Annotated in this window: 26 protein-coding genes; 10 read left to right on the top strand and 16 right to left on the bottom strand. The window is 64.7% G+C overall.

Features of this window, described 5'->3' with window-relative positions:
* Nucleotide 1: 1 nt before the first annotated feature.
* Genes sppA through ACEN9O_RS18505 form a run of 3 tightly spaced genes read right to left on the bottom strand, consistent with a single transcriptional unit; the run spans nt 2 to nt 3,783 of the window.
* A complete protein-coding gene (sppA, locus tag ACEN9O_RS18515) occupies nt 2-1,885 on the bottom strand; it encodes a signal peptide peptidase SppA (RefSeq protein ID WP_495613305.1) in 1,884 nt (627 codons plus the stop codon).
* Between the two features lie 51 nt (nt 1,886-1,936).
* Nucleotides 1,937-3,382 carry a sodium:solute symporter gene (locus tag ACEN9O_RS18510; RefSeq protein WP_495613304.1) on the bottom strand — a complete coding sequence of 482 codons (1,446 nt, stop codon included), beginning with the start codon at nt 3,380-3,382 and terminating at the stop codon, nt 1,937-1,939.
* Between the two features lie 59 nt (nt 3,383-3,441).
* The gene (locus ACEN9O_RS18505; protein WP_495613303.1) at nt 3,442-3,783 is read right to left on the bottom strand and encodes a hypothetical protein; all 342 of its coding nucleotides are present in this window, start codon (nt 3,781-3,783) and stop codon (nt 3,442-3,444) included.
* 65 nt (nt 3,784-3,848) lie between these two features.
* On the opposite strand from ACEN9O_RS18505, the gene ACEN9O_RS18500 reads away from it, so the two are divergent.
* Nucleotides 3,849-4,070, top strand: coding sequence for a DUF3820 family protein (locus ACEN9O_RS18500; protein WP_495613302.1), 222 nt, complete (start codon nt 3,849-3,851; stop codon nt 4,068-4,070).
* Nucleotides 4,071-4,090: 20 nt separating this feature from the next.
* On the opposite strand, the gene ACEN9O_RS18495 is transcribed toward ACEN9O_RS18500, so the two are convergent.
* Nucleotides 4,091-5,014, bottom strand: a complete 924-nt coding sequence (locus ACEN9O_RS18495; RefSeq protein WP_495613301.1) for an alpha/beta hydrolase — start codon at nt 5,012-5,014, stop codon at nt 4,091-4,093.
* Between the two features lie 28 nt (nt 5,015-5,042).
* A complete protein-coding gene (locus tag ACEN9O_RS18490; RefSeq protein ID WP_495613300.1) occupies nt 5,043-5,240 on the bottom strand; it encodes a hypothetical protein in 198 nt (65 codons plus the stop codon).
* A gap of 140 nt (nt 5,241-5,380) precedes the next feature.
* Between ACEN9O_RS18490 and ACEN9O_RS18485 the strand changes: the two genes are divergently transcribed.
* Nucleotides 5,381-6,403 carry a M4 family metallopeptidase gene (locus ACEN9O_RS18485; protein WP_495613299.1) on the top strand — a complete coding sequence of 341 codons (1,023 nt, stop codon included), beginning with the start codon at nt 5,381-5,383 and terminating at the stop codon, nt 6,401-6,403.
* A 10-nt stretch (nt 6,404-6,413) separates the two neighbouring features.
* The gene (locus tag ACEN9O_RS18480; protein ID WP_495613298.1) at nt 6,414-6,719 is read left to right on the top strand and encodes a protealysin inhibitor emfourin; all 306 of its coding nucleotides are present in this window, start codon (nt 6,414-6,416) and stop codon (nt 6,717-6,719) included.
* Here the strand turns inward: ACEN9O_RS18480 and ACEN9O_RS18475 are convergent.
* The 7 genes from ACEN9O_RS18475 to ACEN9O_RS18445 all read right to left on the bottom strand — a co-directional run bounded on the left by ACEN9O_RS18475 (nt 6,716) and on the right by ACEN9O_RS18445 (nt 13,179).
* Complete coding sequence (locus ACEN9O_RS18475) at nt 6,716-7,105, bottom strand: PPC domain-containing DNA-binding protein (protein ID WP_495613297.1); 390 nt, start codon at nt 7,103-7,105, stop codon at nt 6,716-6,718. The genes ACEN9O_RS18480 and ACEN9O_RS18475 overlap by 4 nt on opposite strands.
* Nucleotides 7,105-7,470, bottom strand: a complete 366-nt coding sequence (locus tag ACEN9O_RS18470) for a glutaredoxin (protein WP_116988067.1) — start codon at nt 7,468-7,470, stop codon at nt 7,105-7,107. The genes ACEN9O_RS18475 and ACEN9O_RS18470 overlap by 1 nt, the downstream gene beginning before the upstream one ends.
* Nucleotides 7,471-7,557: 87 nt before the next feature.
* Nucleotides 7,558-8,139: a BPSL1445 family SYLF domain-containing lipoprotein gene (locus tag ACEN9O_RS18465; RefSeq protein WP_495613296.1), complete on the bottom strand. Its 582-nt coding sequence runs from the start codon at nt 8,137-8,139 to the stop codon at nt 7,558-7,560.
* A 101-nt stretch (nt 8,140-8,240) separates the two neighbouring features.
* The gene (locus ACEN9O_RS18460; RefSeq protein ID WP_495613295.1) at nt 8,241-8,936 is read right to left on the bottom strand and encodes a glutathione S-transferase N-terminal domain-containing protein; all 696 of its coding nucleotides are present in this window, start codon (nt 8,934-8,936) and stop codon (nt 8,241-8,243) included.
* 73 nt (nt 8,937-9,009) lie between these two features.
* Nucleotides 9,010-11,169: a putative bifunctional diguanylate cyclase/phosphodiesterase gene (locus ACEN9O_RS18455; protein ID WP_495613294.1), complete on the bottom strand. Its 2,160-nt coding sequence runs from the start codon at nt 11,167-11,169 to the stop codon at nt 9,010-9,012.
* A complete protein-coding gene (locus tag ACEN9O_RS18450; protein WP_495613293.1) occupies nt 11,162-12,166 on the bottom strand; it encodes an EAL and HDOD domain-containing protein in 1,005 nt (334 codons plus the stop codon). The genes ACEN9O_RS18455 and ACEN9O_RS18450 overlap by 8 nt, the downstream gene beginning before the upstream one ends.
* 68 nt (nt 12,167-12,234) lie before the next feature.
* Complete coding sequence (locus ACEN9O_RS18445; protein ID WP_495613292.1) at nt 12,235-13,179, bottom strand: LysR substrate-binding domain-containing protein; 945 nt, start codon at nt 13,177-13,179, stop codon at nt 12,235-12,237.
* A gap of 142 nt (nt 13,180-13,321) precedes the next feature.
* Here ACEN9O_RS18445 and ACEN9O_RS18440 point away from each other — a divergent pair, with 142 nt between their 5' ends.
* From ACEN9O_RS18440 to ACEN9O_RS18425, 4 genes are all read left to right on the top strand, one after another.
* A complete protein-coding gene (locus ACEN9O_RS18440; RefSeq protein WP_495613291.1) occupies nt 13,322-14,023 on the top strand; it encodes a pirin family protein in 702 nt (233 codons plus the stop codon).
* Nucleotides 14,024-14,146: 123 nt separating this feature from the next.
* On the top strand, nt 14,147-14,800 hold the full coding sequence (ribA, locus tag ACEN9O_RS18435) for a GTP cyclohydrolase II (protein ID WP_495613290.1): 654 nt from the start codon (nt 14,147-14,149) through the stop codon (nt 14,798-14,800).
* A 156-nt stretch (nt 14,801-14,956) separates the two neighbouring features.
* Entirely contained in the window at nt 14,957-16,381 is a 1,425-nt protein-coding gene (locus tag ACEN9O_RS18430; protein ID WP_495613289.1) for a S1 family peptidase, read from the top strand.
* A complete protein-coding gene (locus ACEN9O_RS18425) occupies nt 16,378-17,370 on the top strand; it encodes an FHA domain-containing protein (RefSeq protein ID WP_495613288.1) in 993 nt (330 codons plus the stop codon). The genes ACEN9O_RS18430 and ACEN9O_RS18425 overlap by 4 nt, the downstream gene beginning before the upstream one ends.
* An 88-nt stretch (nt 17,371-17,458) precedes the next feature.
* Here the strand turns inward: ACEN9O_RS18425 and ACEN9O_RS18420 are convergent, their stop codons facing one another.
* Together ACEN9O_RS18420 and ACEN9O_RS18415 are read right to left on the bottom strand one after the other, a co-directional pair.
* A complete protein-coding gene (locus ACEN9O_RS18420) occupies nt 17,459-18,067 on the bottom strand; it encodes a choice-of-anchor C family protein (RefSeq protein WP_495613287.1) in 609 nt (202 codons plus the stop codon).
* Between the two features lie 125 nt (nt 18,068-18,192).
* Complete coding sequence (locus ACEN9O_RS18415; protein ID WP_495613286.1) at nt 18,193-18,804, bottom strand: TetR/AcrR family transcriptional regulator; 612 nt, start codon at nt 18,802-18,804, stop codon at nt 18,193-18,195.
* Nucleotides 18,805-18,907: 103 nt separating this feature from the next.
* Here ACEN9O_RS18415 and ACEN9O_RS18410 point away from each other — a divergent pair, with 103 nt between their 5' ends.
* Complete coding sequence (locus tag ACEN9O_RS18410; protein WP_495613285.1) at nt 18,908-20,149, top strand: MFS transporter; 1,242 nt, start codon at nt 18,908-18,910, stop codon at nt 20,147-20,149.
* On the opposite strand, the gene ACEN9O_RS18405 is transcribed toward ACEN9O_RS18410, so the two are convergent.
* Together ACEN9O_RS18405 and ACEN9O_RS18400 are read right to left on the bottom strand one after the other, a co-directional pair.
* The gene (locus ACEN9O_RS18405; protein WP_495613284.1) at nt 20,150-20,446 is read right to left on the bottom strand and encodes a hypothetical protein; all 297 of its coding nucleotides are present in this window, start codon (nt 20,444-20,446) and stop codon (nt 20,150-20,152) included.
* A gap of 55 nt (nt 20,447-20,501) precedes the next feature.
* A complete protein-coding gene (locus tag ACEN9O_RS18400; RefSeq protein WP_495613283.1) occupies nt 20,502-21,407 on the bottom strand; it encodes a LysR family transcriptional regulator in 906 nt (301 codons plus the stop codon).
* Nucleotides 21,408-21,518: 111 nt separating this feature from the next.
* On the opposite strand from ACEN9O_RS18400, the gene ACEN9O_RS18395 reads away from it, so the two are divergent.
* Nucleotides 21,519-22,388 (top strand): NmrA family NAD(P)-binding protein, encoded by an 870-nt coding sequence (locus ACEN9O_RS18395; protein WP_495613282.1) that lies wholly within the window; start codon nt 21,519-21,521, stop codon nt 22,386-22,388.
* Nucleotides 22,385-23,110: an SDR family oxidoreductase gene (locus ACEN9O_RS18390; protein WP_495613281.1), complete on the top strand. Its 726-nt coding sequence runs from the start codon at nt 22,385-22,387 to the stop codon at nt 23,108-23,110. Before ACEN9O_RS18395 ends, ACEN9O_RS18390 begins: the two co-directional genes overlap by 4 nt.
* The last annotated feature ends 43 nt before the right edge of the window (nt 23,111-23,153 follow it).

The raw sequence follows: 23,153 nt of genomic DNA, 5'->3' as shown, positions 1-23,153 counted from the left end.
ATCAGGGCGACTCGCACAGGCAGTGGGTGATCGCGGTAAACGGCTTGTGCGCCGCCGTGATCTCCGACAGCCAACCGAGGTCGTTGACGATGCCGGCGGCCGCGTTGGGCGGCAGGCCGGTGCTGGCGGTCACGCCCAGCTTGAGTTGCGCGGCGAGGGTTTGCGTCACGGATTGGGCCACCGCCTGCGCGGCCGAGCCGCCCACCATTTCGATCACACGGTCAAACTTGCTGGCTTCGCGTTCGATATAGACCACGCGGTAGTCGGTCAGCCTGGCGCGCTTGGCGGCGGACTTGAGCGCGTCGTTGTAGCTGCCCAGCGTGTCGACCAGGCCGCGCTCCTTGGCTTGCGCGCCGGTCCATACGCGACCCTGCGCCACGGCGTCGATTTTCTCCGGCGTGGTCTTGCGGGCCTTGGCGGCGCGGCCGGTGAACTCGGCGTAGATATGGTTGATGCTGCCCTGGATCACCTGGCCGAAGCGCGGGTCCAGCGGACGCAGTGGATTGCCGGCGTCGCCCAGCCAGGTGGTCGGCTGGCCGGCGGTGTGGATGCCCAGCTTGTCGATCACCTTGTCGGCGGTTGGCAGGATGGCGAACACGCCGATCGAGCCGGTGATGGTGTTCGGATCGGCGATCACTTCGTCCGACGACATCGAGATCCAGTAGCCGCCGGATGCGGCGACGTTGCCCATCGAGACCACCACCGGCTTGCCGGCGGCGCGGGTCAGTTCCAGCTCGCGGCGGATCAGCTCCGAAGCGAAGGCGCTGCCGCCGGGCGAATCGACGCGCAGCACCACGGCCTTGATATGGTCGTCCTCGCGCGCGGCGCGTATCAGCTTGGAGGTGGAATCGCCGCCGATGGCGCCTGGACCGGCGGTGCCGTCGCTGATCTCGCCCTGCGCCACGATCACGCCGACGGCGTCGCCGGTCAGCTTGGTGTGCACGCGGGCCAGGTAGTCGTCAAAGCTGATCTGGCGGAAGGTCTTGCCATCGGTGTCGGGGGCGCCGCGCTTGATCATCATGTCGCGCACTTCGTCCTTGGTTTTCAGGCCGTCGACCAGTTTGGCCGACAGGGTCAGCTTGGCCAGATCCCCGTTGACGGCGGCCACTTGCGCCGGCAGGTCGTTGATGGTCTTCATGACCTGGCCTTGCGGCAGCTTGCGCGCTTTCTCGACGTCGCCGGTGTAGGAGGCCCACAGCGCGTTGTTCAGGTACGATTCCGCCTCGACCGCCGCCGGCGACGGGCCGTTGGCGATGTAGGGTTCACCGAAACTCTTGTAGGTGCCGACGCGCAGCAGGTTGACCGTCACACCCAGCTTGTCGAGCGCGTCGCGGTAGTAGTTGCGATAGCGGCCGTAACCCTCCAGCAGCACCATGCCCATCGGGTGCAAATACACCTCGCTGGCATGCGCGGCCAGCAGGTACTGGCGCTGGTCGTAGCTGGAGCCCCAGGCCACCACCGGCTTGCCTGCGGCCTTGAAGCGGTCGATGCCGGCCGCCACTTCGCGCAGCATGGCCTGGCCGCCGCCTTCCATCTCGTCGGTCAACAGCACGGCGCCGGTGATCTCAGGGTCCTTGGCAGCCGTCTCCAGCACGGACAGCACATCGCGCAGCTGCATCATCTTGTGGTTCTCGCCGCCGCGCACGCTGGTCAGCAGCGCGTCGCGCGCGTTGGCGCTGGACTGCTCGACCAGCTGGCCCTTCAGGTTCAGCACCAGCGTGGTCTTGGGCGACAGCGGCTTGGCGCCGCCGCCGAAGATCGCGTAGCCGAGGATGATCAGCACCAACAGGAACAGCAGGTTCAGCACCGTGCGACGGCCGGTGTCCAGTGCGCGCCAGAAAAAGGCGAAGCCGCTGCGGAGGTAGGAAAACGGGGATCTGCTCATTTGTACTCCAGTTGATTGCGTAATTTGCAAGAATAATACTGCATGCCACCGTTACTGTCTCGGTTTGGAAATCAGCAGCAGCCCGGCGAACACCAGCACGCCGTTCAGGATAAGCAACTCCAGGCCGAGGCGATAGCTGCCAAACAGCAATTGTTGATTGCAGTCAACAACATAGCACAGCGTCGGGCCGGCCAGCGCCGCCAGCGGCACCCAGCGGTCGCGCACGCCGCGCCGGGTCAGGATGCCGAAGGCGAACAGGCCTAGCAACGGGCCATAGGTATAGCCGGTCAGCTTCAATACAAGGCCGATCATGCTGGCGTTGTCCACCCATTTGAACAGCAGCACCAACAGCAGGAACAGCGCGCAGAACGCCAGGTGGACGCGGTGGCGCAGGCCCACCTTGGCCGCCTCCGTCAGGTCGGCGCGGCGCTGCATGCCGAGGATGTCGATGCAGAAGGTCGATGTCAGCGCGGTCATGGCGCCGTCCGCGCTGGGAAACAATGCGGACACCAGGCCGATGAAAAAGATCAGCTGCACGGCGGCCGGCATGTGCTGCATCACCACCGCCGGGAACAGCTTGTCGCCGCTCGCGGCCAGGCCGACCGTGGGCGCGTACAGGCTCAGCAAGCCGCCCAGGAACATGAACAGCAGCAGCACAGCGGTCAGGACCGCGGTCAGCAGCAGCATGTTCTTTTGCGAATCGCGCAGCGTCCGGACAGAGATATTTTTCTGCATGATCTCCTGGTCCATGCCGGTCATCGCCAGCACGATGAAGAAGCCGGCCAGGGCCTGCTTCCAGAAATACGCGGGGCTGTCGACCGAGGTGGTGATCGCGCGGGTCAGGCCGCGCGCCTCCATCGCCGCCAGGCTGGCGGTCAGGCTCAGGTTCAGCTGCCCCAGCAGCCAGCCAGTGCAGATCACCAGGCCCAGCAGCATGCCGGCAGTTTGCAGCGTGTCGGTCCAGACGATGGTCTTGACGCCGCCTTCGTAGGTGTATAGCAGGATCATGGCCAGGATCACCAACGTGGTCAGCCAGAACGGCACGCCCAGCTTGTCGAGGATCGTCGCTTGCAGGATGTTGACCACCAGGTACAGCCGCGCCGACGCGCTCAAGGTGCGCGACAGGATGAAGAAGGCGGCGCCGCTCTGGTAGGAGCGATGGCCCAGGCGCTGGTCGAGATAGCTGTAGATCGAGGTCAGCTTGAGGCGGTAGTACAGCGGCAGCAGGATAGTAGCGACGGCGATATAGCCCAGCACGTAGCCGAGTATCACCTGCAGATAGCCGAAGCCGTCGCGGCCGACGGCGCCGGGCACGCTGATGAAGGTGACCCCGCTCAGCGTGGTGCCGATCATGCCGAACGCGACCAGCATCCAGTTGCTGCGCTTGTTACCGATGAAGAAGCTGTCGTTGGTGGCGTTGCGGGAGGTGCGCCAGGCCACGGCCAGCAGCAAGGCGAAATAGGCGAAGATCAGGCAGAACAGGGAAACAGCAGACATGAGGGACGATCCGGCGGCGAGTAGTTCAGTTCGCCGCCAATATACACCTGCCGCGCGCCTCACTCCACCTTGGTCAGTTCGACGCCATCGACGGTCATTTTCATTTTGTTGTCTTGCGGGTGCGGGGGCCGGGTGACCACGAATGTGCTGCGGATGATGCCGACGCCGGCGTCGAAGTTATCGCCGTTGAAGTCGATGATGTCGACGTTGAGATCGAGATTCTTGCCCGGCTGGTTGCGTTTGTAGTGCAGCTTGCCGCTGGCTTCGATGTTAAGCTCCATGTCCTTGCCCTTCCAGTCGCCGATGTAGGCGCGCTTGGCGGCCGGGATGGGCTGCGGGTCGGCCTGCGCCAGCATCGGCGCGGCCAGCAGACACAACAGCAAAACAGGTTTGAATGACATGGCAGTCCTCTTCGGTCAGCGTTAAGATAGTTAAAATAGCCATCCGATTGTACTGTAGCCTAGAGATGAATTCCGAAAAACTTGCCTTGCTGCTGACGCGTGAAATGCCTTACGGTAAATACAAAGGCCGCGTCATTGCCGACCTACCCGGCCATTACCTGGGCTGGTTCGCGCGCGAGGGATTTCCCTCCGGCGAACTGGGCGGCCTGCTCGCGCTGATGTACGAGCTCGACCACAACGACCTGCGCAGCCTGCTCGATCCGCTGCGCCAGGCCAGGGCGCGATAAGCTGTCCGGAAACGACAGGGCTACAGTATCCCGGCATCCTTGAGCCAGTTTTCAACCAGCGTCGGCCACGACGAGATCGGATGCTCCTTGTCGCGCAGACCGAAGGCGTGTCCGCCCTTGGCGAACAGATGCACCTCCGCCGGCACGCCCGCCTGCTCAAGCGCCCGCGCATACAGCGTGCTGTTGCAGATGGGGTCGACCGGGTCGTCCCAGGCTTGCAGCAGGAAGGTCGGCGGCGTTTTTCCGGTGACGCGAATGCTGGGTTCGAGCGTGCCGCCGGCGCGGCACAGGTGGCCCGGATACAGCGCAATCGCGAAGTCGGGCCGGCTGCTCAGTTTGTCGACCGCATCGACCGGCTTGTACGTCAGCGCGAAGATATTGCTGGTCTGCGCGACCAGGTAGCCGCCCGCCGAGAAACCGATCACGCCGATCTTGTCGGGATTGATGTTCAGCTCCTGCGCCCTGGATCGGACCAGCCTGATCGTCCTTTGCGCGTCCTGCAGCGCGCGCGGAACCTTGGGCGTCACGTGGCAGTTGCATTTTTCGTCCCAGTAGTGATTACCTTTGGGAACGCGGTACTTGAGCAGCACACAGGTGATGCCGCGCGAGGTCAGCCAATCGCAGATCTCAGTGCCCTCCAGGTCCATGGCCAGGACCTTGAAACCGCCACCGGGAAACACCACGACCGCCGCCCCGGTGTTCTGGCCCTTGGGCGCGTACACCGTCATGGTTGGCTGGCTCACGTCGCTGGCCTGGAGCCAGCCGCCGTGGCCTTCGCGCGCAGCGACAGACTCCGCCTTCGGGGCCGCGATCGCATCCGGCACCGCGCCGGGCCAGATCGGAACCTGCACCAGGCCCGGCGACGGTTGCCAGGTCTCGGCCCGCGCCGGAGCATTGCCGATCAGCAGAACCATGACAAACGAGAAGATACTAAATTTGAGCATGCAGGGTCATCCAGTCCGGTTGTTGTGGTTAATGGGCGCGCTGCGCCCCGCGCGCGGCTTCGCCATCCAGCAGGTAGTCTGAAAAAACCTCCTCGTTGTAGGAAAGGCCATCCAGCGTTTTGAGAATGGCCGCCTCTTCAACGAACATGCCTTCCTCGCCGGTGTCCGGGTCGATCCGCTTGAAGTCGAACACGCCGGCATAAGTCGAAAAGGTAATGGATGCCAAAATAGTCTCCCGCTCGCCAGTAGAGTGTCAATCATATCATTTCCACAACTACAAGACTGACGGCAGAGGCAATCGTGACATCCCGAAAATGCAAATACGTGTATAAAGAAGACACTATTGCACCAGTGAAGGAGAACGTCATGGCACACCAGCCGCACAGCTGTACATGCTTCATCATCCCGACCAATATGCTGCGCAAACTGGCCGACGACGCCACCTCGCCGGCGGACCGCTGCCTGCTGCTGGACCAGTGCGAAACGTCCGCCTACCTGCGCGGCCAGCGCTCGATCTCGCCGGTCGCGACGGGCGTGGCCGCCGTCGGCGAAAAACGCCGCACGGTCTACGACGCCGGCCACAAGACCACCCTGCCCGGCAAGCTGATACGCACGGAAGGCGGCGCGGCGGTGGCCGACGAGGCCGTCAACCAGGCCTATGACGGCGCCGGCATCACCTACGACTTCTATCGCGAAGTCTTGAAGCGCAACTCCATCGACAACAAGGGCTTGCGCATCGATTCCACCGTCCACTACCAGAACAAGTTCAACAACGCCTTCTGGAACGGCCAGCAGATGGTCTATGGCGACGGCGACGGCAAACTGTTCCTCGGCTTTACCGGCGCGCTCGACGTCATCGCCCACGAGCTGACCCACGGCGTGACCCAGCACGCCGTGCCCGGCGGCCTGATCTATGAAAATCAAAGCGGCGCGCTCAACGAGTCGATCTCCGATGTGTTCGGCAGCATCATCAAGCAGTGGAAGCTCAAGCAGAACGTCGAGCAGGCGGACTGGCTGATCGGTGCCGGCATCCTGGCGCCCGGCGTCGGCAAGGCGCTGCGCTCGATGGCCGATCCGGGCAACAAGGACATCACCTGGTCGGGCGACGATCAACCGAAAACCATGGCAGGATACGTGGAGGGCGGCGATGTGCACTTCAATTCAGGCATCCCCAACCATGCCTTTTACGCGGCGGCCATCGCGCTCAAGGGCAACTCATGGGACAAGGCCGGACCGATCTGGTACAAGGCGCTGGGCTTGCTGACGCCGAACGCCAGCTTTGCCGACATGGCCAAGGCCACCTCGCAGGCCGCCAGCTTGCTGTATGGCGCCGATTCGCCCGAACAGCATGCGGTGCATGCGGCATGGAAAGTGGTCGGCGTGGTTTAGGAGGAATGCTATGACACGTTTATCGTTGCGATGTACCGGAGGCTTCACCGGCCCGGCGGGCGCGCAGACGCGCACGGTCGATCTGTCGCTGCTGCCGCCGCATCAGGCGCATGAGCTGGAGCACCTGCTGACGGCCAGCGATTTCTTCGCCTTGCCGGACAAGCTGGTCAAGCCCGCACCCAGCTCGTCGGACTTTCTGTACGACCTCAAGGTGGACCAGGGCCAGCAGGCGCACTGCGTCCGCTATCACCTGGACGCCGTGCCGCCGCCGCTCAAGGAACTCACCGACAAGCTCAACGAAGTCGATCCCGACTAGGTGATCTTCAATTCCGGATAGCCGGTGCGCGGGTCCAGCTCGCGCGTGAAGCGCTGGCCGGGCAGCAGCGCCAGCAGCAGTTCCGCCGTGGTGCGCACGATGCAGCCCGCGCACACATGGCCGCCCAGCACCCGCCCCTGCGCATCCGACACCGCCATGTGCAGATGCGCGCCGTCGGCCGAGATCGATCCGGCCAGGGTCAGGATCTCCAGGTCGCCGCGCAGTGCGTCCGGCTGCGGCAGGCCGGCGTAGCGCAGCTGCGCCACGCTCAGGCTGCCGATGCCCTGCAACACAAAGCCCGCCTGATGGCCGCTGGCGACCAGGGCCGCCACCACCGCCGCCCGCACATCGTCACCAGGGTTGAGCCGCAGCGCCAGCGTTTGCATCAGGCCACCATGCGCGCGAATTCGCCCTGCTCGACCAGCTTTTGCAGATCGTCGGCGCCGCCGATCAGCGTGCCTTTCACAAAGATCATCGGGAAGCTCGGCCAGCCGGTCCACATCTTCAGCGCCGTGCGCGGACGCCATTCGGACAGGTAGCTGCCATAGCTCAGGTATTGGTAGGGCGTGCCCAGGCCGTCGAGGATTTTACGGGCCTTGCGCGGGAAGGGATTCAAGCCCATGCCAACCACCACCACAGCATTGGCGGCCACGGCGGCCTGCACTTCGGCCACCAGGTCGCGGTGATAGCCGCCGACGCGCTCGCGCACGGCCGGGTGGATATGGGCTTCGTCCAGGATGTTACGGCTCATCGGTATTCCTCATGAATGATAGATGAGCGTAAGAGTAGCCGTAACCGGCGCGGCGGCATAGCCTTTTCCGCGCCGGCTGCCGGCGAATCACAGGTTGAGCTTGGTGATCTTGGTGCCTTCGAGGTTCAGGTTGGCCATCAGGCCGGCGTTGGTCAGCACCAGCGCCTGCACCGGATTGTTGGCGGTGGTGGTGTCGATCTCGCCGTTGGCGCCCACTTTCAGCAGCGCCACCGAGCCGTCGACACCGGCCGTCCAGCCTTTGCTGTTGCGGAATTTATCCAGCGCTTCCCTGGTCATGAACAGCAGCACCACCGCCTTCGATTGCGCGCCGGCCTGGAAGCCGACCGACACCGATGCCACGCTGTAGTAGTCGACCGTCTGGCCGCCGGTGCGCAGCACGCCCTTGCCGTATTCGCCGCCCACCACCAGCCCCGCCGCCAGCACGCGCGGGAACACCAGCACGCCGGCGGCCTTGTGCACCAGTTCGCGCGAGCCCTTCACTTCCGAATACAGGCGTTCCAGCGTTGCGTAGGAACCCTGCTCGATCTCGGTGCGCACGGCAGCCGAATCGGCCTTGCCGGCCGAGGTGGTCGTGGTGCAGCCGCCCAACGCCAGACCGGCGAACATCAGCGCTGCGGTGCTGCGGACCAGGAAAGTACGTTTTTGCATGGGAATCTCCGAAAAAGATGAAAGGACGGCAGGTTGCCATTATTGCCATTACCCTGCGTATTCTGTCACTTTCCGGCGTTTCGTGCTCTATCCCATCCGTATCAAACGCGCTTGCCCTGCCCGAACAAAATGGCGCGCTCTTCGGCCGACATGCTGCGGTCCTTGCGCGCATAATTGTTCTCCACGCCGACATAAGCCTTGACGGTGGCCGGCCGCGCCCGCATCGCTTCGAACCAGCGTTGCAGGTCGGGGAAATCGGCCAGCGTCTGCCCGTGCCCCTCGTGCGGCACGATCCACGGATAGCAGGCGATGTCGGCAATCGAGAACTCGCCGGCGATGAAGTCGCGGCCCTGCAGCTGCTTGTCCAGCACGCCGTACAGGCGGCTGGTCTCGCGCGTGTAGCGGTCGATGGCGTAAGGCACGATCTCCGGCGCGTAGACGTTGAAGTGGCCGATCTGCCCGGCCATCGGCCCCAGTCCGGACACCTGCCAGGTCAGCCATTGCAGCGCTACCAGCCGCGCGCGCGGATCGCGCGGCAGGCCGAAGCCGCTCTTCTCGGCCAGGTATTGCAGCATGGCGCCGGACTCGAACATGCTCAGCGGCGGGCCGCCGTCGGCCGGCGCGTGGTCCACCAGCGCCGGGATCTTGTTGTTCGGCGAAATGCGCAGGTATTCCGGCGCAAACTGTTCACCCTTGCCGATGTTCACACGGATCAGCCGGTATTCAAGACCGGCCTCCTCCATGTACATGGTCATTTTTAAGCCGTTGGGGGTGGCGGCGTAGTAGAGATCTATCATGGGTTGATTGTGCACGTGGATGGCCCGCCGGCAGGATGCCAATCGCGGGATTTTTCAGGAGGCCAATCGGGCATCAACGGTGACCGAAGGCCAGGCGTTTGCCTTCGCGCAGCATGCCGGCGAAGTCGGCCGCCGGGATAGGCTGGCTGAACAGATAGCCCTGCAGCTGGTCGCAGCCCAGCTCGCGCAGGAAGCTCATCTGCTCGGCCGTCTCCACCCCTTCGGCCACGATCTCCTGGCGCAGCTGCTGCGCCATGGTGACGATGGCGCGCGCGATGGCGCAATCGTTTTCCTCATACGGCAGGCCGATGACGAAGGAGCGGTCGATCTTCAGGGTGCTGATCGGGAATTTCTTCAGGTAGGCCAGGCTGGAATAGCCGGTGCCGAAGTCGTCCAGCGCCAGCGCCATGCCCATCGCCACCAGCTCGTTCATGATGGCGATCACATTGTCGGTGCCGCGCACCAGCAGGCTCTCGGTGATCTCCAGGTTGATCTGGTCGGGCTGCACGCCGTGCCGCTCCAGCACCGCCGCGATGCGCTTGGGCAGCTGGTTGTCGAACTGCCGCGCCGACAGGTTGACCGCGATCGGCGGCATGATCAGGTTGGCGTCCTTCCATTCGCGCACCTGGCGGCAGGCTTCCTCCAGCACCCAGGTGCCGAGGTCGAGGATCAGGCCAGTCTCTTCCGCCACCGGGATGAACACCCCCGGCGACACCAGGCCGCGCACCGGATGGCGCCAGCGCAGCAGCGCCTCGGCGCCGACGATGCGGCCGCTGCGCAAGCTGACCTTGGGCTGGTAGTACAACATCAGCTCGTTGTTGCTGAGCGCCTGGCGCAGCTCGCTCTCGATGCGCAGGTGCTCCTTGGCGCGCTGGTTCATCTCCTCGCTGTAGAACAGGAAGGCCGATTCGATATTCTGCGCGGCCTTGTTCATCGCCACGTCGGCGTAGCGGATCAGGGTCGGGACATCGGTGCCGTCCTCGGTGTAGACGGTGATGCCGATGTGGGCGCCGACCTGCAGCCGATGGCCGCCGATAACGATGGGCGCGACCAGCGCGGCCAGCAGCTTTTGCGCGACGATGGCCGCGTGTTCGCGCTTTTCGATGTGCAGCAGCGCGACCGCGAACTTGTGGCCGTCCAGCCGCGCCAGCACGTCGGCCTCGCGCAGCGACAGCCGGAACAGGCGGCCGATCTCGCACAGCAGGTCGTTGCCGATATCGTGGCCCAGCGTGTCGCTGATGGCGCCGACGCGGGTGATCTCGATCACCAGCAGCGCGCCGTGCTCCTGCGAGCGCTTGGTCTCGGTCAGCGCCTGGCCCACCAGCTGGTTCAGCAGGCACAGGTTGGGCAGGCCGGTCAGCGTGTCGTAGTTGGCCATGCGCTGCATGCGCGCCTCGGCGTCCTTGTGCACGCTGATGTCGGAGAACAGCGAGAAGGTGTGGCTGATCTTGCCCTGCTGGTCGCGCACCACGCTGATGGTCACCGACTGCGGGAACAGCTCGCCGTTCTTGCGCTTGCCGATGATCTCGCCGCGCCACGGGCCCTGGCCCTGCATGGCCGAGCGCACCTTGGCGCGGAACTCGGCGTCGTGCACGCCGGAGCGCAGCAGGTCGGGCGTCTTGCCGATCGATTCCTCCGGCGTGTAGCCGGTGATGCGGGTGAACGAGGAATTGATCGAGACAATGCGCTCGTGGGCGTCGGTGATCAGCACGCCCTGGTCGCTGTCCTCGATGATGCGGGCGTGCAGGTTGAGCTTGTCCTGCTCGGACAAGGCTTCGTTGACCTTGCTGAGCTTGACCAGCATGCCGACCGCGTCGCCGGCCTCGTCGTGACGCAGCAGGATGTGCAGGTTCACCCAGATCAGCTCGCCGCTCTTCTTGCGCCGGCGCACCTCGGTATGGGCGCCGCCGTTGGGGCTGCCATCGGTCTCGAAGAACAGCTCGGCGACGTTGCCGTCGTCGTCGCCCTCGGCGTACAGGAACAGCACGTGCTGGCCCAGCGCCTCCTCGGCGGCGTAGCCGAACATGTGCTGGGCGCCGGCGTTCCAGCCGGTCAGGTAGCCGGCCAGGTCCAGTTCCAGCTCCGCATCCGCCGGCGCCGCCGCAGCGGGCAAACCGGCGCCCGCCTCGGCCAGCGTTGCGTCGAGCCGGGCCAGCGTCGCCGCCAGCGCCTCGCCCGATTCGCTGCGCGCCTGCCGGCTCAGCGCAAGGCAACGCTCGATCGCGTCACGCATGGGGACTACCTGCCTTGCCTGCCGATACGCCCTGCATCCACAAATAGGCGTCGGCCAGCACCTGGTTGAAGCCGGCGTTGTCGATCTGCAGCGCCTGCAAGCCTTGCGTCAGCGCCGCGACATCGTCGTGCTCGGCGGCCTCGACCACGCTGAGCAGCTGGCCCAGCTCGCCTTCGCGCGCCAGCAGCGCCTGCTGCACGGCTTCGCTGATGGTCAGCGGTTGCAGCACCTCGGCCAGCGGCAGGCCGAACAATACGCCCAGCAGCGAGAACATGCCGGCCATAAAGGCCTGCTCCTGGCGCGGCTTGTCGTGGCCGGCGGCCTTGGCCAGCAGCTCCATCGCCCGCGCCCGCACCGACACGCGCGCCAGCAGCATGGCCGAGCGCTGGTCGGCCTCGCGCGACGAGAACAGCATCAGGTTGAGCCAGCGGCGCAGCTGCGAGCGGCCCAGTATCAGAATGGCCTGCGAAAAACTGGTGACGCGGCGGCCGGTGCCCATGCCCAGCGAGTTCACCAGCCGCAGCAGGTGGTAGGACAGCGTCGGATCCTGGCGCAGCAGCGCTTCGATTTCGTGGGTGTCGGCGTCGGCCGAGACCAGCTGCACCAGCTTGAGCGCCAGCGCGCGCGAGGCGGCCTGGCTGCCGACCGGCTTGGGCGGCGGCGCCAGGAACCAGTCGCCCTCGATCCAGGCAACGCTGGTGGGCAGCTCGGCGGCCAGCGCCATATCGCTGTGGTGGACTTTATCGGCGGGCAGCGCCCTCCAGCCGGCCTCGTCCAGCAATTGATGGACGGCCGCCGCCCTGGCGTCGGCCTGCCCGGCGCCAAGGCGGAAGCGGTAGTAGCAGCTCATGCTGCCGGAGGCCAGTTCCTGCAACGCCTTGACCGGCACCATTTCGACCTGCAAGCCCTCGGCATCGAGCAGCAACGCCGAGGGCACGCCGTTGCGGTCGGCCAGGGGATGCAAAAACACAGGCGGCATGGCAGTCGTAGCGCTCATGATGGTGTCCAGCGAAAGCAGTCGGTGATCCCGCTATGGTACTCCGAAATTATTGACCTCGGCCAACATTATGCTGGCGAAGCGGGCAATATCAAGCGATGGGGCAGATGCCCGACCAGCCGCTCAAGCAGCCCCGGCTGTTTCATGCGCTTGAGCCACCACTGGAGCGCGGCGCCGTGCTCGCCGCTGCGCCAGGCCAGGTAGAAGGTTTCGGCCGGTTTCGGCTCCTCCACTTCCTTCTCCACCAGCAGCCCGGCGGCGATGGCGGCGCGCGCGCACGGCTCCGGCAGGAAGCCGAAACCCATGCCGGCCAGCTGGTACTGGAACTTGGTGGCCATGTCGGGCACGGTCAGGGTGTCCTGGCCCAGCAGCAGGCCGACAGTGCGCGGCGCCATCCGGCGCGCCGAGTCGGCCACGCTGACGGCGCGGTATTGCTGCAGCTGCACCCGGTCCAGCCGGCCCGCCACCGCCGCCAGCGGATGCGTGGGCGCCACCGCGAAGACGAAACCGATCTTGCCGATCGGCAGGGAGACATAGCCGCCGCCGGCCGGCCCGTCGCCGGCCACGCCCACCAGCAGGTCGGCGCGGCGCTCCAGCAGCGCCTCCCAGGTGCCGGACAGGGCTTCCTGGACGATGCGCAGCCGGGTCTGCTGGGCGACCTGGTAGAAGGCCTGGATATCGTCATGGAGCATGCAGGCCGAGAACATCGAATCCATGCCGACCGCCAGCTCGGTCTCCCAGCCGGAGGCCACCCGGCGCACGCGGTGCTCCAGGTCCTGGGCGGCCTTCAGCAGGTAGCGCCCCTCCTTGAGCAGCTCGACGCCGGCCGCCGTCAGCTCCACGCGCGGGCCGTTGCGCTCGAACACCTGCACGCCGAGGTCGTCCTCCAGCTTGCTGACGGTGTAGGAGATGGTCGAGGGCACGCGGTGCAGTTCCTTGCCGGCGGCGGAGAACGAGCCGCGGCGGTCGATGGCGTCGACGATTTGCAGGGCTTCCAGGCTGAGTCTGAGCATTCGATTTTTTCGATAATAAAAGGGTAAATTTTCCGTTTTTTTATTCCGAATCGCGGGTCTATACTGTGATTCATGGATGCAGCGATCAGAAAACAGCTTTCAAAATTATCGCACATTAACTTACAAGAAACGGAGCCCTACCATGTTGCAAATTCGTAAAAGTGAAGAACGCGGCGTCGCCAACCACGGCTGGCTGCAATCGCGCCACACCTTCTCGTTCGGCAGCTATCACGATCCGAAACATACCGGTTTCGGCCCGCTGCTGGTCATCAACGAAGACCAGGTCCAGGCTGGCCAGGGCTTCGGCACCCACGGCCACCGCGACATGGAGATCATTTCCTACGTGCTCAGCGGCGCGCTGGAACACAAGGACAGCATGGGCACCGGCTCGGTGCTGCATTACGGCGACGTCCAGCGCATGAGCGCCGGCAACGGCGTGCGTCACAGCGAGTTTAACCACTCGCCGAGCGAGCAGGTGCATTTCCTGCAGATCTGGATCCAGCCCAACCAGACCGGCATTCCGCCAAGCTACGAGGAAAAGCACTTCACGCCGGAGAGCAAGCTGGGTCAGCTGCGCCTGATCGCCTCCAGCGACGGCCGCGAGGGCTCGGTGCTGATCCACCAGGACGCGGCGATCTACGCCACCCTGATGACGGCCGGCGACAGCCTGAAGCATGAGCTGGGCACGGGACGCCAGTCCTATGTCCACGTGATCCGAGGCGAGGTGACGGTCAACGGCACGGCGCTCAAAGGCGGCGACGCGCTGAAAATCACCGGGGAAACGCTGGTGACGCTGCAAGACGCCAAGGCGGCGGAAGTGCTGGTGTTCGACCTGCCCGCATAAAGGTAGAGGCCGGCCTAATAAAACTTTCCGCCAGTTTTGGTATCATGAAGGGCGCGCCGGGTCTGTTCGAACAGCCCGGCGCGCCTTTTTTACCAGAATATCAATCAATTGAAGAGCATAGCTATGTCGCAGAGCGCAGCAACCCCGGCAACAGACGAACTGGATTACATGACTTCCTGCGCCCTGCCGACCCCTTGGGCCCAGTTCACGCTGCACGCCTTTGTCGAGAAGGCCACCGGCAAGGAACACCTGGCGATGGTGCTGGGCGACATCGGCAATGGCGAGCCGGTGCTGGCGCGCGTGCATTCCGAGTGTCTGACCGGCGACGTGCTGTTCTCGCAGCGCTGCGACTGCGGCGCCCAGCTCGAAGGCGCGCTGAAGAAGATCGCCGCCGAAGGCCGCGGCGTGCTGCTGTACCTGCGCCAGGAAGGCCGCGGCATCGGCCTGATCAACAAGATCCGCGCCTATCGCCTGCAGGAAGCCGGCGCCGACACGGTGCAGGCCAACGAGCAGCTGGGCTTCAAGCCGGATCAGCGCACCTATGGCCTGGTCAAGCCAATGCTGGGGCAGTTCGGCGTCAAAAGCTTACGCCTGATGACCAATAATCCGCGTAAGATCGATGCCATGACCAAACTGGGCATCGAGGTGGCCGAACGCGTTCCGCTGCTGGTCAACCGTAACGCCTTTAACCAGCACTACCTGAATACCAAGGCCGCCAAGCTGGGCCACATGATGACGCCGCTGACCCCGGCCCCGGTGGAGGATGGCGCGCTGTAAATAGCATCGTCATTCCCGCGCAAGCGGGAATCCATACGCCGTATGACCAGAGGCGCGGCATGGAGCAAATTCAGGCGATGCATGGATTCCCGCTTGCGCGGGAATGACGATTTTGCGGTTATTCGAGATCCTCTAAAGTCGATTTTTAAGGATTGCATGAAATTTAACGAGCTTGCTGTCTCCATCGCCCTGAGCTGGGCCAGCGCCACCGCGTTGGCTGCTCCGGCCGCAACCACGCCGACCACGCCGCCGCAACTGGCCGCCGCGCAGTCTTCCGCCAAGGCCTCGGCCCCGGCCGCCGACAACGCCGACGCCGCACCGCTGCCGCCGCCCTCCAGCGCGGCCCAGCATCTCTACGGTTCCGCAAAAAACGACATCCTGCAGGTGCGTTCGCTGCTCAAGAGCGGCCGCACGCAATCGTCGGTCGGCTCCGGCTTTTTGATCGGCACCAGCAACCTGGTGGTCACCAACTATCATGTGGTCTCGCAGTTCGCGCTCGATCCCGACACCTATGTCGGCGAATGGGTGGACACCAGCGGCCAGCGCGGCAACGTCGAACTGCTGGCGGTGGACGTGCTGCACGACCTGGCCGTGCTGCGCGTGAGCCGCAACGGCACCGGCTTCTTCAAGATCCCCGAACAGCTGGCCAGGCTGACGCAGGGCCAGTACCTGTACTCGCTGGGCAATCCGCTGGACCTGGGCTTCGCCATTTCCGAAGGCGCCTACAACGGCGTGATCGCGCGCAGCTTCTACGACCAGCTGATGTTCACCGGCCCGATCAACTCGGGCATGAGCGGCGGCCCCAGCGTGACGGTCGACGGCGCGGTGGCCGGCGTCAACGTCTCCAAGCGCCTCGACGGCGAGCTGGTCAGCTTCCTGGTGCCGGCCCGCTTTGCGCAGGACTTGCTCAAGCGCGTGGAGCAGCAACAGAAAGCGCCGGCCGATTTCACCGCCGTCGTCGCCGCGCAATTGCTCACCCATCAGCGCGCCATGGTCGATCAACTGCTGGCCAGTCCGCTGAGCCTCAAACCGATGGGCCCGTATCAGGTGCCGGTGCGCGAGTCCGAGCAGATGCGCTGCTGGGGCCGCTCCAACGTCAAGGCCGACAAGCCGTTCACGGTGGACGACGCCAGCTGCGCGATGGAGTCCGCCATCTTTGTCAGCGGCTCGCTGCAGACGGGCCAGCTGAGCATACGCCACCAGTACCTGCGCAGCACCGGGCTGGGCAAGCTGCGCTTCGCGCAACTGGCCAGTTCCTCGTTCAAGAACGAACACTTCGGCAACAACAAGGACACCCGCCTGACCGGTCCGCAATGCACCGAGGACTTCGTCAAGAACAAGGACGTGCCGCTGCGCGCCGTGCTGTGCGTGCGCGCTTACCGTAAGTTCGCCGGCCTGTACGACTTCGCGCTGCTGACCGCGACCACCGACCAGGGCCTGATGAGTTTGCAGAGCCGGCTCGACGCGCGCGGCGTCTCGTATGAAAACGGGCTGCGCCTGTCGCGCGTGTTCATCGATTCGATCGGCCTGGCGCCGGTGGCCAGGAAGCCCGCCGCGCCGGCCAAGGGAGGCGCGCAATGAAAGCCCCCTACTTCATCGAGATCCTGGCCCGCAACGGCGACGTGCTGCACCGTCACAAGGTGGCCGGGCTGCCGATCCGCCTGGGCCGCAGCTACGATAACGACGTCATCCTCGACGACGCCCACAGCGCCGCCGCGCACGCCGTGGTCGACGCCAACGAACAGGGCGAGCTGGTGCTGCGCGACCTCGGCAGCAAGAACGGCACTTACATCCAGGGCAAGCGCCAGACCAGCATGGTGCTGGACGGCGACACCGTGGCGCGCCTGGGCCACACGCGGCTGCGCGTGCGCGCGGCCGACTTCCCGGTCGCCGACGAACTGGCCGACACCACCATGCACGGCTGGGAAGGCGCGGTGCCGGCCACCATCGGCCTGGCGCTGATCGCCATCTTCACCTGCGCGGAAACCTGGTTGTCCGACGTCGAACCGTTCGCGCTGATACGCTACCTGCAGGTGCTGGCCACCAGCCTGGCCGCCGGCCTGGTGTGGAGCGGCTTGTGGGCGCTGGCCAATCGCCTGTTCGGCGTCCACGCGCGGCTGGGGCGGCACTTGTTCATCCTTGGCAGCGCGCTGGCCGTGGTCGGCTTGTGGCGGGTCGCCAGTTCGGTGCTGGCCTATGCGTGGTCGGCCGAAGCGTTCACGCGCTACGGCAACCTGGTCACGCTGGCGATCGCCTGCGGCATGCTGTTCTTCCACCTCATCACCATCAAGCCGCATCATCCGCGGCGTTTCGCCATCAGCTGCTGGGTGATGTTGGTGGGCGGCGCCGGCCTGATGTTGATGACCAACCTGCAAGGCACGGGCCGCGCCGCCGACGAGCTGTACATGTCGGTGCTGCTGCCGCCGGAAGTGCGACACAGCGCCGACCACAGCGTCGACCAGTTCATGGCCGATGCCGCCAAACTGAAAACCAGCGCCGACGCCGCGCGCGTCCGCACAGTCAAGGACGGCACGCCGGAAACCGAGGACGACGACGACGGCGCCGAATAAACCATAGTGAGCCAGACGTAAAAAAGCCCGCCGGCCTGAACGCGCTCAACATTGCGCTCAGTGCCGGCGGGCTTTTTTTGTACTGTCTTTACTTGGCGGCTTTGCGGCGGCGGGCGATGGCGCCCACCAGGCCCAGGCCTGCCAGCATCATGGCGTAGGTTTCCGGCTCAGGAACGGCGGCGGTGACCGACACATTGTCCAGCACGGCGCCCGACCAGCCGTCGCCACCGACGCTGCTGAACACCAGCGCTTGCGAACCACCGGTGGTGGTGAAGTTGAAGGTGTGGTTGGCGAGCCCGCTGCCGCCATCGAACGCGTAGTGGTTGCCACCAACGAACACATCCAGACCTGCGCCGTTCGAATACGGATTGTGAGTCAGGTCGAACGACAGCGTGTAGGTGGCGCCGGCGACCGCGTTGAACGATTGCGACAGTACGCCGGGACCCGGCGAGCCCAGCATGTCGATGCTGTTGCCCGATATCGAGTTGTAGCTGTGGTTGATGATATCGACCGACTTACCGCCGACGGTCCAGTAGGCGATCGCGCTATCACCGGCGCTCACCATGACGTAGTTGTTCAAATTGACGCCGCTGGCAATTTCAAAGTCGCCATTCTGGATCAGGTTGTCGGCCGATGCGGCGCCCGAAACGCTTGCTGCGGCAATGGCTGCTGCCAGGATCAATTTGGACATTTTCATGATGTGACTTTCAAAAAGGAGGGAACAGCGACTCAATGACGCCATTCTACCGAACAATTTCAAAGACACAACTTAAATTTCATTTTGTTACTGAATATATTTTTTTAGGCAACATTGTGACGACATCAAGAAGGCCAGCCGCGCAGCACCTGGTCCACCACCTCCTGCAACTGTTTGCGGGTGGCGCCAGCCGCCGCCTGCACCGCCATCCCATTGGAGACCGTCATCACATAGCGCGCCATCTGGCCTGAACAGCTGTCGGCCGGCAGGTCGCCGTCGGCCTTGGCGCGCTCCAGGCGCGCGCGCAATTTGGCCTCGCTGGCGGCGCGGCGTTCGATCAAGGTGTCGCGGATAGGCAACGCATCGTCGCTGCAGGCAAGCGCGCCGTTGATCACCAGGCAACCGTGCGGGTTCTCGGAGCAGGTCTGGGCGTCGGCATTGCCACGCAAAAAATGCTCGACCACGGCGCGCGCGGTCGGCTGCTCCAGCGCCGCGTTGAACAGCGGGTCGTGGCTGGCGCTGTAACGCTCCAGCGCCATGCGGAACAGATTCTCCTTGTTGCCGAACACGGCGTACAAGCTGGGGCGGTTCATGCCCATCGCCTCGGTCAGCTCGGGCAGCGAACTGCCTTCATAGCCCTTTTCCCAGAACACTTTCATGGCCTTGTCGAGCGCCGTCTCCGCGTCAAAGGTGCGCGGGCGGCCGCTCTTGCGTGCGGAAGCGGAAGTATCTTTCATACCGTTCGGTTAAAAATTCGTTGACAAAGTTGTTTGTGGTGTTCATTATGAACCGATCAGTAAAAAATTCAAGTATTTTTACCGCTCATAGGAATCACCTCACATGAAAAACCACACCAACACCCAAGCCGTCCTGCGCGACGACGCGCCCTCGCCCCTCCCAACACCCACCCGTTCCGCCTGGCTGGCCGTGCTGTCGGTCGCCGTCGGCTCATTCGCGCTGGTGACGACGGAATTCCTGCCGGTCGGCCTGCTGCCGTCCATCGCCGCCGAACTGGGCGTGACCGAAGGCGTCGCCGGCATGATGGTGACCATTCCCGGCCTGGTGGCCGCGTTTGCCGCCATCCTGGTCACCATCGGCGTCGGCAAGACCGACCGCCGTTACGTCATCTGGGGCCTGACCGCCACGCTGATCGTCTCCAACCTGATCGTCGCGCTGTCGCACAGCTACCCGCTGGTGCTGGCCGGACGCGCGCTGCTGGGCATAGGCGTGGGCGGCTTCTGGGCCATCGGCGGCGCGCTGGGCAACCGGCTGGTGCCGGAAGCCTCGGCCGCGCGCGCCACGTCGATCATCTTTGCCGGCATTTCGCTGGGCACCGTGGCCGGCGTGCCGGCCGGCGCGATGATCGGCGAGATGGTGGGCTGGCGCACGGCCTTCTTCGCCGCCAGCGCGGTATCGATGCTGGTGCTGGCGGCGCAAATGTGGCTGCTGCCACGGCTGCCGACCACCTCCGCCCTGACCTTCGGACAGCTGCCGGCGCTGCTGCGCGTGCAGAAGGCGCGGCTCGGCATGCTGGCGACGCTGCTGATCTTCATCGGCCAGTTCGCCGCCTACACTTATGTGACGCCGTTCCTGAGCCAGGTCGCCGGCCTGAGCGCCAAGACCATCAGCGCGCTGCTGCTGATTTACGGCGCGGCAGGTTTCGCCGGCAATCTGATCGGCGGCTGGGCGGTGGCCCGAAGCGTCAAGAATTCGCTGATCGCCACCGGCGTGATCATGGGCTTGTCCGCAGCGGCGATGCCGCTGTTTGGCACCACGGCCGCCGGCGCGACGGTGTTGATCGTGATCTGGGGCCTGGCCTTCGGCATGATGCCGATCTCGGTGCAGACCTGGATGTTCAAGGCGGCGCCGGATGCGATGGAAAGCGGCGGCGCGGTGTTCGTCGCCACCGCGCAGATCTCGCTGGCCAGCGGTGCGCTGGTGGGCGGTGTGTCGGTCGACTATCTGGGCGTGTCGAGCGCGATGGTGGTGGGCGGCGTGTTTGCGCTGGCGATGGCCGCCGTCATCGCGGCGTGGGCGCGGGACGACGGCAAGCCGCTAGCCAAGCTGCACGCCGTACACTGATCAAATCCGGCCGCGTTTGAATTCAGCCAGGAAGGCCTTGGTCTCCCTGGCTGAGAGCACTTTGATTTCGTCGCCGTGCCAGGCGTACAGATATGGCGTGCCGCCGAGGCGGTCGGTCAGCTTGGCGTCGAGCAGGAAGCAGGTGCCGATCGGATAATCGTCGCTCATGCGGCGCGAGCACTGCACATGCAGCTCCGGCGAGAAAGCCTGTCCCGGCACCGGATGGATCTCCACCCCGCCCGCGCGCTCCACCGAATGCACCGCCACCTGCCGATAAGCGTAGATATCACGCGCCATCGTCCATCCTTTGCCGTCAAAAGCGCCATGGTAGCAGATCGTTTGTCGATCCTGCCTATCGCACCAGCGACGTAACGAACTCCAGGAAGGCCAGCGTTTTCGCCGGCGGATGATAGCGCGACGGGTAATAGGCATACATCGGAAAGCGTTCGTCCGGCCAGGCCGTCAGCACCGGCGTCAGCGCGCCTGAACGCAGCAGCGGTTCCACCGCCAGGTCGATCACCTGCGCCAGGCCGTAACCGGCCAGCAGTACACTTTCCATGGTGCCGGCGTCGTTCAGCGTGAGCTGGCCGCGCGGACTGACCACCGTGGTTTTGCCGCCGCGATGGAACTCCCATTCGTAGGGCCGGCCTGTGGCCGGATTACGGAAATGGATGCAGGTATGGTCTTCGCTTTCCAGATCGGCCGGCTTCTTCGGCACACCGTTGCGGCGCAGGTAAGCCGGCGTGGCCACGGTGAGCACGCGCGTGTCCATCAGCTTGCGGGCGATCAGCGATGACGATTGCGGATCGCCGAAACGTATCGCCAGATCGAAGCCGTCGCCCACCATGTCGCCCAACTGGTCGCGCGCCACCAGATCCAGATCCAGTTCCGGATGCCGCTTCAGGAAGGCACCCAGTTTGGGGCCCAGCAGCAGCCGCGCCAGCAAAGGCTCGATGTTGACGCGCAGGCGGCCGCGCACCACGACCGCACCCTCTCCGGCCGAGGTCACCGCCTCCTCCAGCCCCGCCAGCAGCGGTCCGATTTGCGCGTAGAAGCGGCGCCCTTCGTCCGTCAGCGATACCTTGCGCGTGGTGCGGTCGAACAGCCGGATGTTGAGCCGCGCCTCCAGCTTGGCGATGGCGCGGCTGACGCCAGACTGCGACATCTCCAACGCCTCGCCCGCGCGCACAAAGCTGCCGGCATCGACGATCGCCGCCAGCACGCGCATGCCGTTTACTACCCGTTCGTCAAACGCCATGATATATGCCAATTAGTCATGAATGATATGAGTTCCATGTTATCGGAGTATCAGTGGTTATGCATCAAAATTCTTGCATGCGGACTTTCCGTCTCATTCAAGGAGAACACGATGTATGCAATTACAGGTATCACAGGTCAGGTAGGTTCGGAACTGGGCAGGCTGCTGCTGGCGGCCGGGCTGCCGGTGCGCGCGGTGTTGCGGGATGCTGCCAAGGGCGAGCAATGGTCGGCGCGCGGCGCACAGGTGGCATTGGCGGATATCGCCGATGCGACGGCGCTCACCAACGCGTTCAAGGGTGCCGAAGCTGTGTTCGTGCTGCTACCGCCAACCTTCGATCCGGACGAGGGCTTTCCGCAAGCACGCGCGCAGATCGAGGCGCTGTACCAGGCGTTGACAGCAGCCCGGCCGGCGCGCGTGGTAGTCCTGTCCACTGTCGGGGCGCAAGCCGCGCAGCCCAACCTGCTGAAGCAACTGGGCTTGATGGAGCGCCGGTTCCGCGAACTGGATATGCCGGTCACCTTCCTGCGCGCGGCCTGGTTCATGGAAAACAGTCTGTGGGACGTGGCGGCGGTACGCGCCAACGGCGTCATGCCGAGCTTTTTGCAGCCACTGGACCACGCCGTGCCGATGATCGCCTGCCGCGATATCTCGGCCGTTGTGGCGGAGCTGCTGCAGCAAACCTGGCACGGCGTACGCGTGGTGGAGCTGGAGGCCAGCGCGCGCGTCAGCCCGAATGATATCGCTGCCTCATTCGGCCGCTTGCTGGGCAAACCAGTGCGCGCGGTCGCGGTGCCACGCGATACCTGGATGGAGCTCTTCACGTCGCAGGGGATGAAGAATCCAACGCCGCGCATGCGGATGCTGGACGGCTTCAACGAAGGCTGGATCGAGTTTGAGGGCGGACGCGAAGGCTTACGCAAAGGTGTCACCACGCTAGATCAAGCCATCGCCGCATTGCTGGAACGGGTGCCGGCATGAGCGGTCGATTGCTAGGTCAACGCGTGATCTTACTGGGCGCATCGTCGGGCATCGGACTGGCGGTGGCACGGGAGGCCTTGCGCGAGGGGGCGGAGGTGCTGGTGGCGTCGAGCCAGATTGCGCGCATCGAAAAGGCACTGGAGTACCTCGGCAGCAAGGCCCAGGGCTGCGCGCTGGACCTGCTGGACGAGCGGGCCATTGAGCGCTTCTTCGCCACAATCGGCGAATTCGATCATCTGGTCTACACGGCGGGCGATGCACTGAAGACTGGTGCGCTATCCGATACTAATCTGCCGGCGGCGCGTTCGGCGTTCGACCTGCGCTACTGGGGCGCACTGGCGGCGGCCAAACACGGCGCGCGGCATATCCGGGCCGGAGGCTCGATCACCTTCACGACCGGCATCGCGGCGGCGCGTCCACAAGCAGGATGGTCGCTGACGGCCAGCGTCTGTGGTGCCGTTGAGGCGTTGACGCGGGCGTTGGCGATGGAACTGGCGCCAGTGCGGGTCAATGCCGTATCGCCCGGATTGATCGCGACAAATCTGTGGGCGGATTTTGCGCAGGCGCAGCGCGAACAACTGTTCGCCGATGCGGGCGACGCCTTGCTGGTAGGGCGCGTGGGCTCGGCCGAAGATGCCGCCGCAGCCTACCTGTTCCTGATGACCAGCGGCTACGCCACCGGCCAGACCCACGTCGTCGACGGTGGAGCACTATTGATCTGATCGTAGTACGGTTGAGAATAGCAGGCACAGGATATCGGATCAA

The organism is Duganella sp. Dugasp78 (assembly GCF_059491455.1).
Note: the sequence above shows the minus strand (reverse complement) of the source record. Positions and strands in the feature narration are given on the sequence as shown.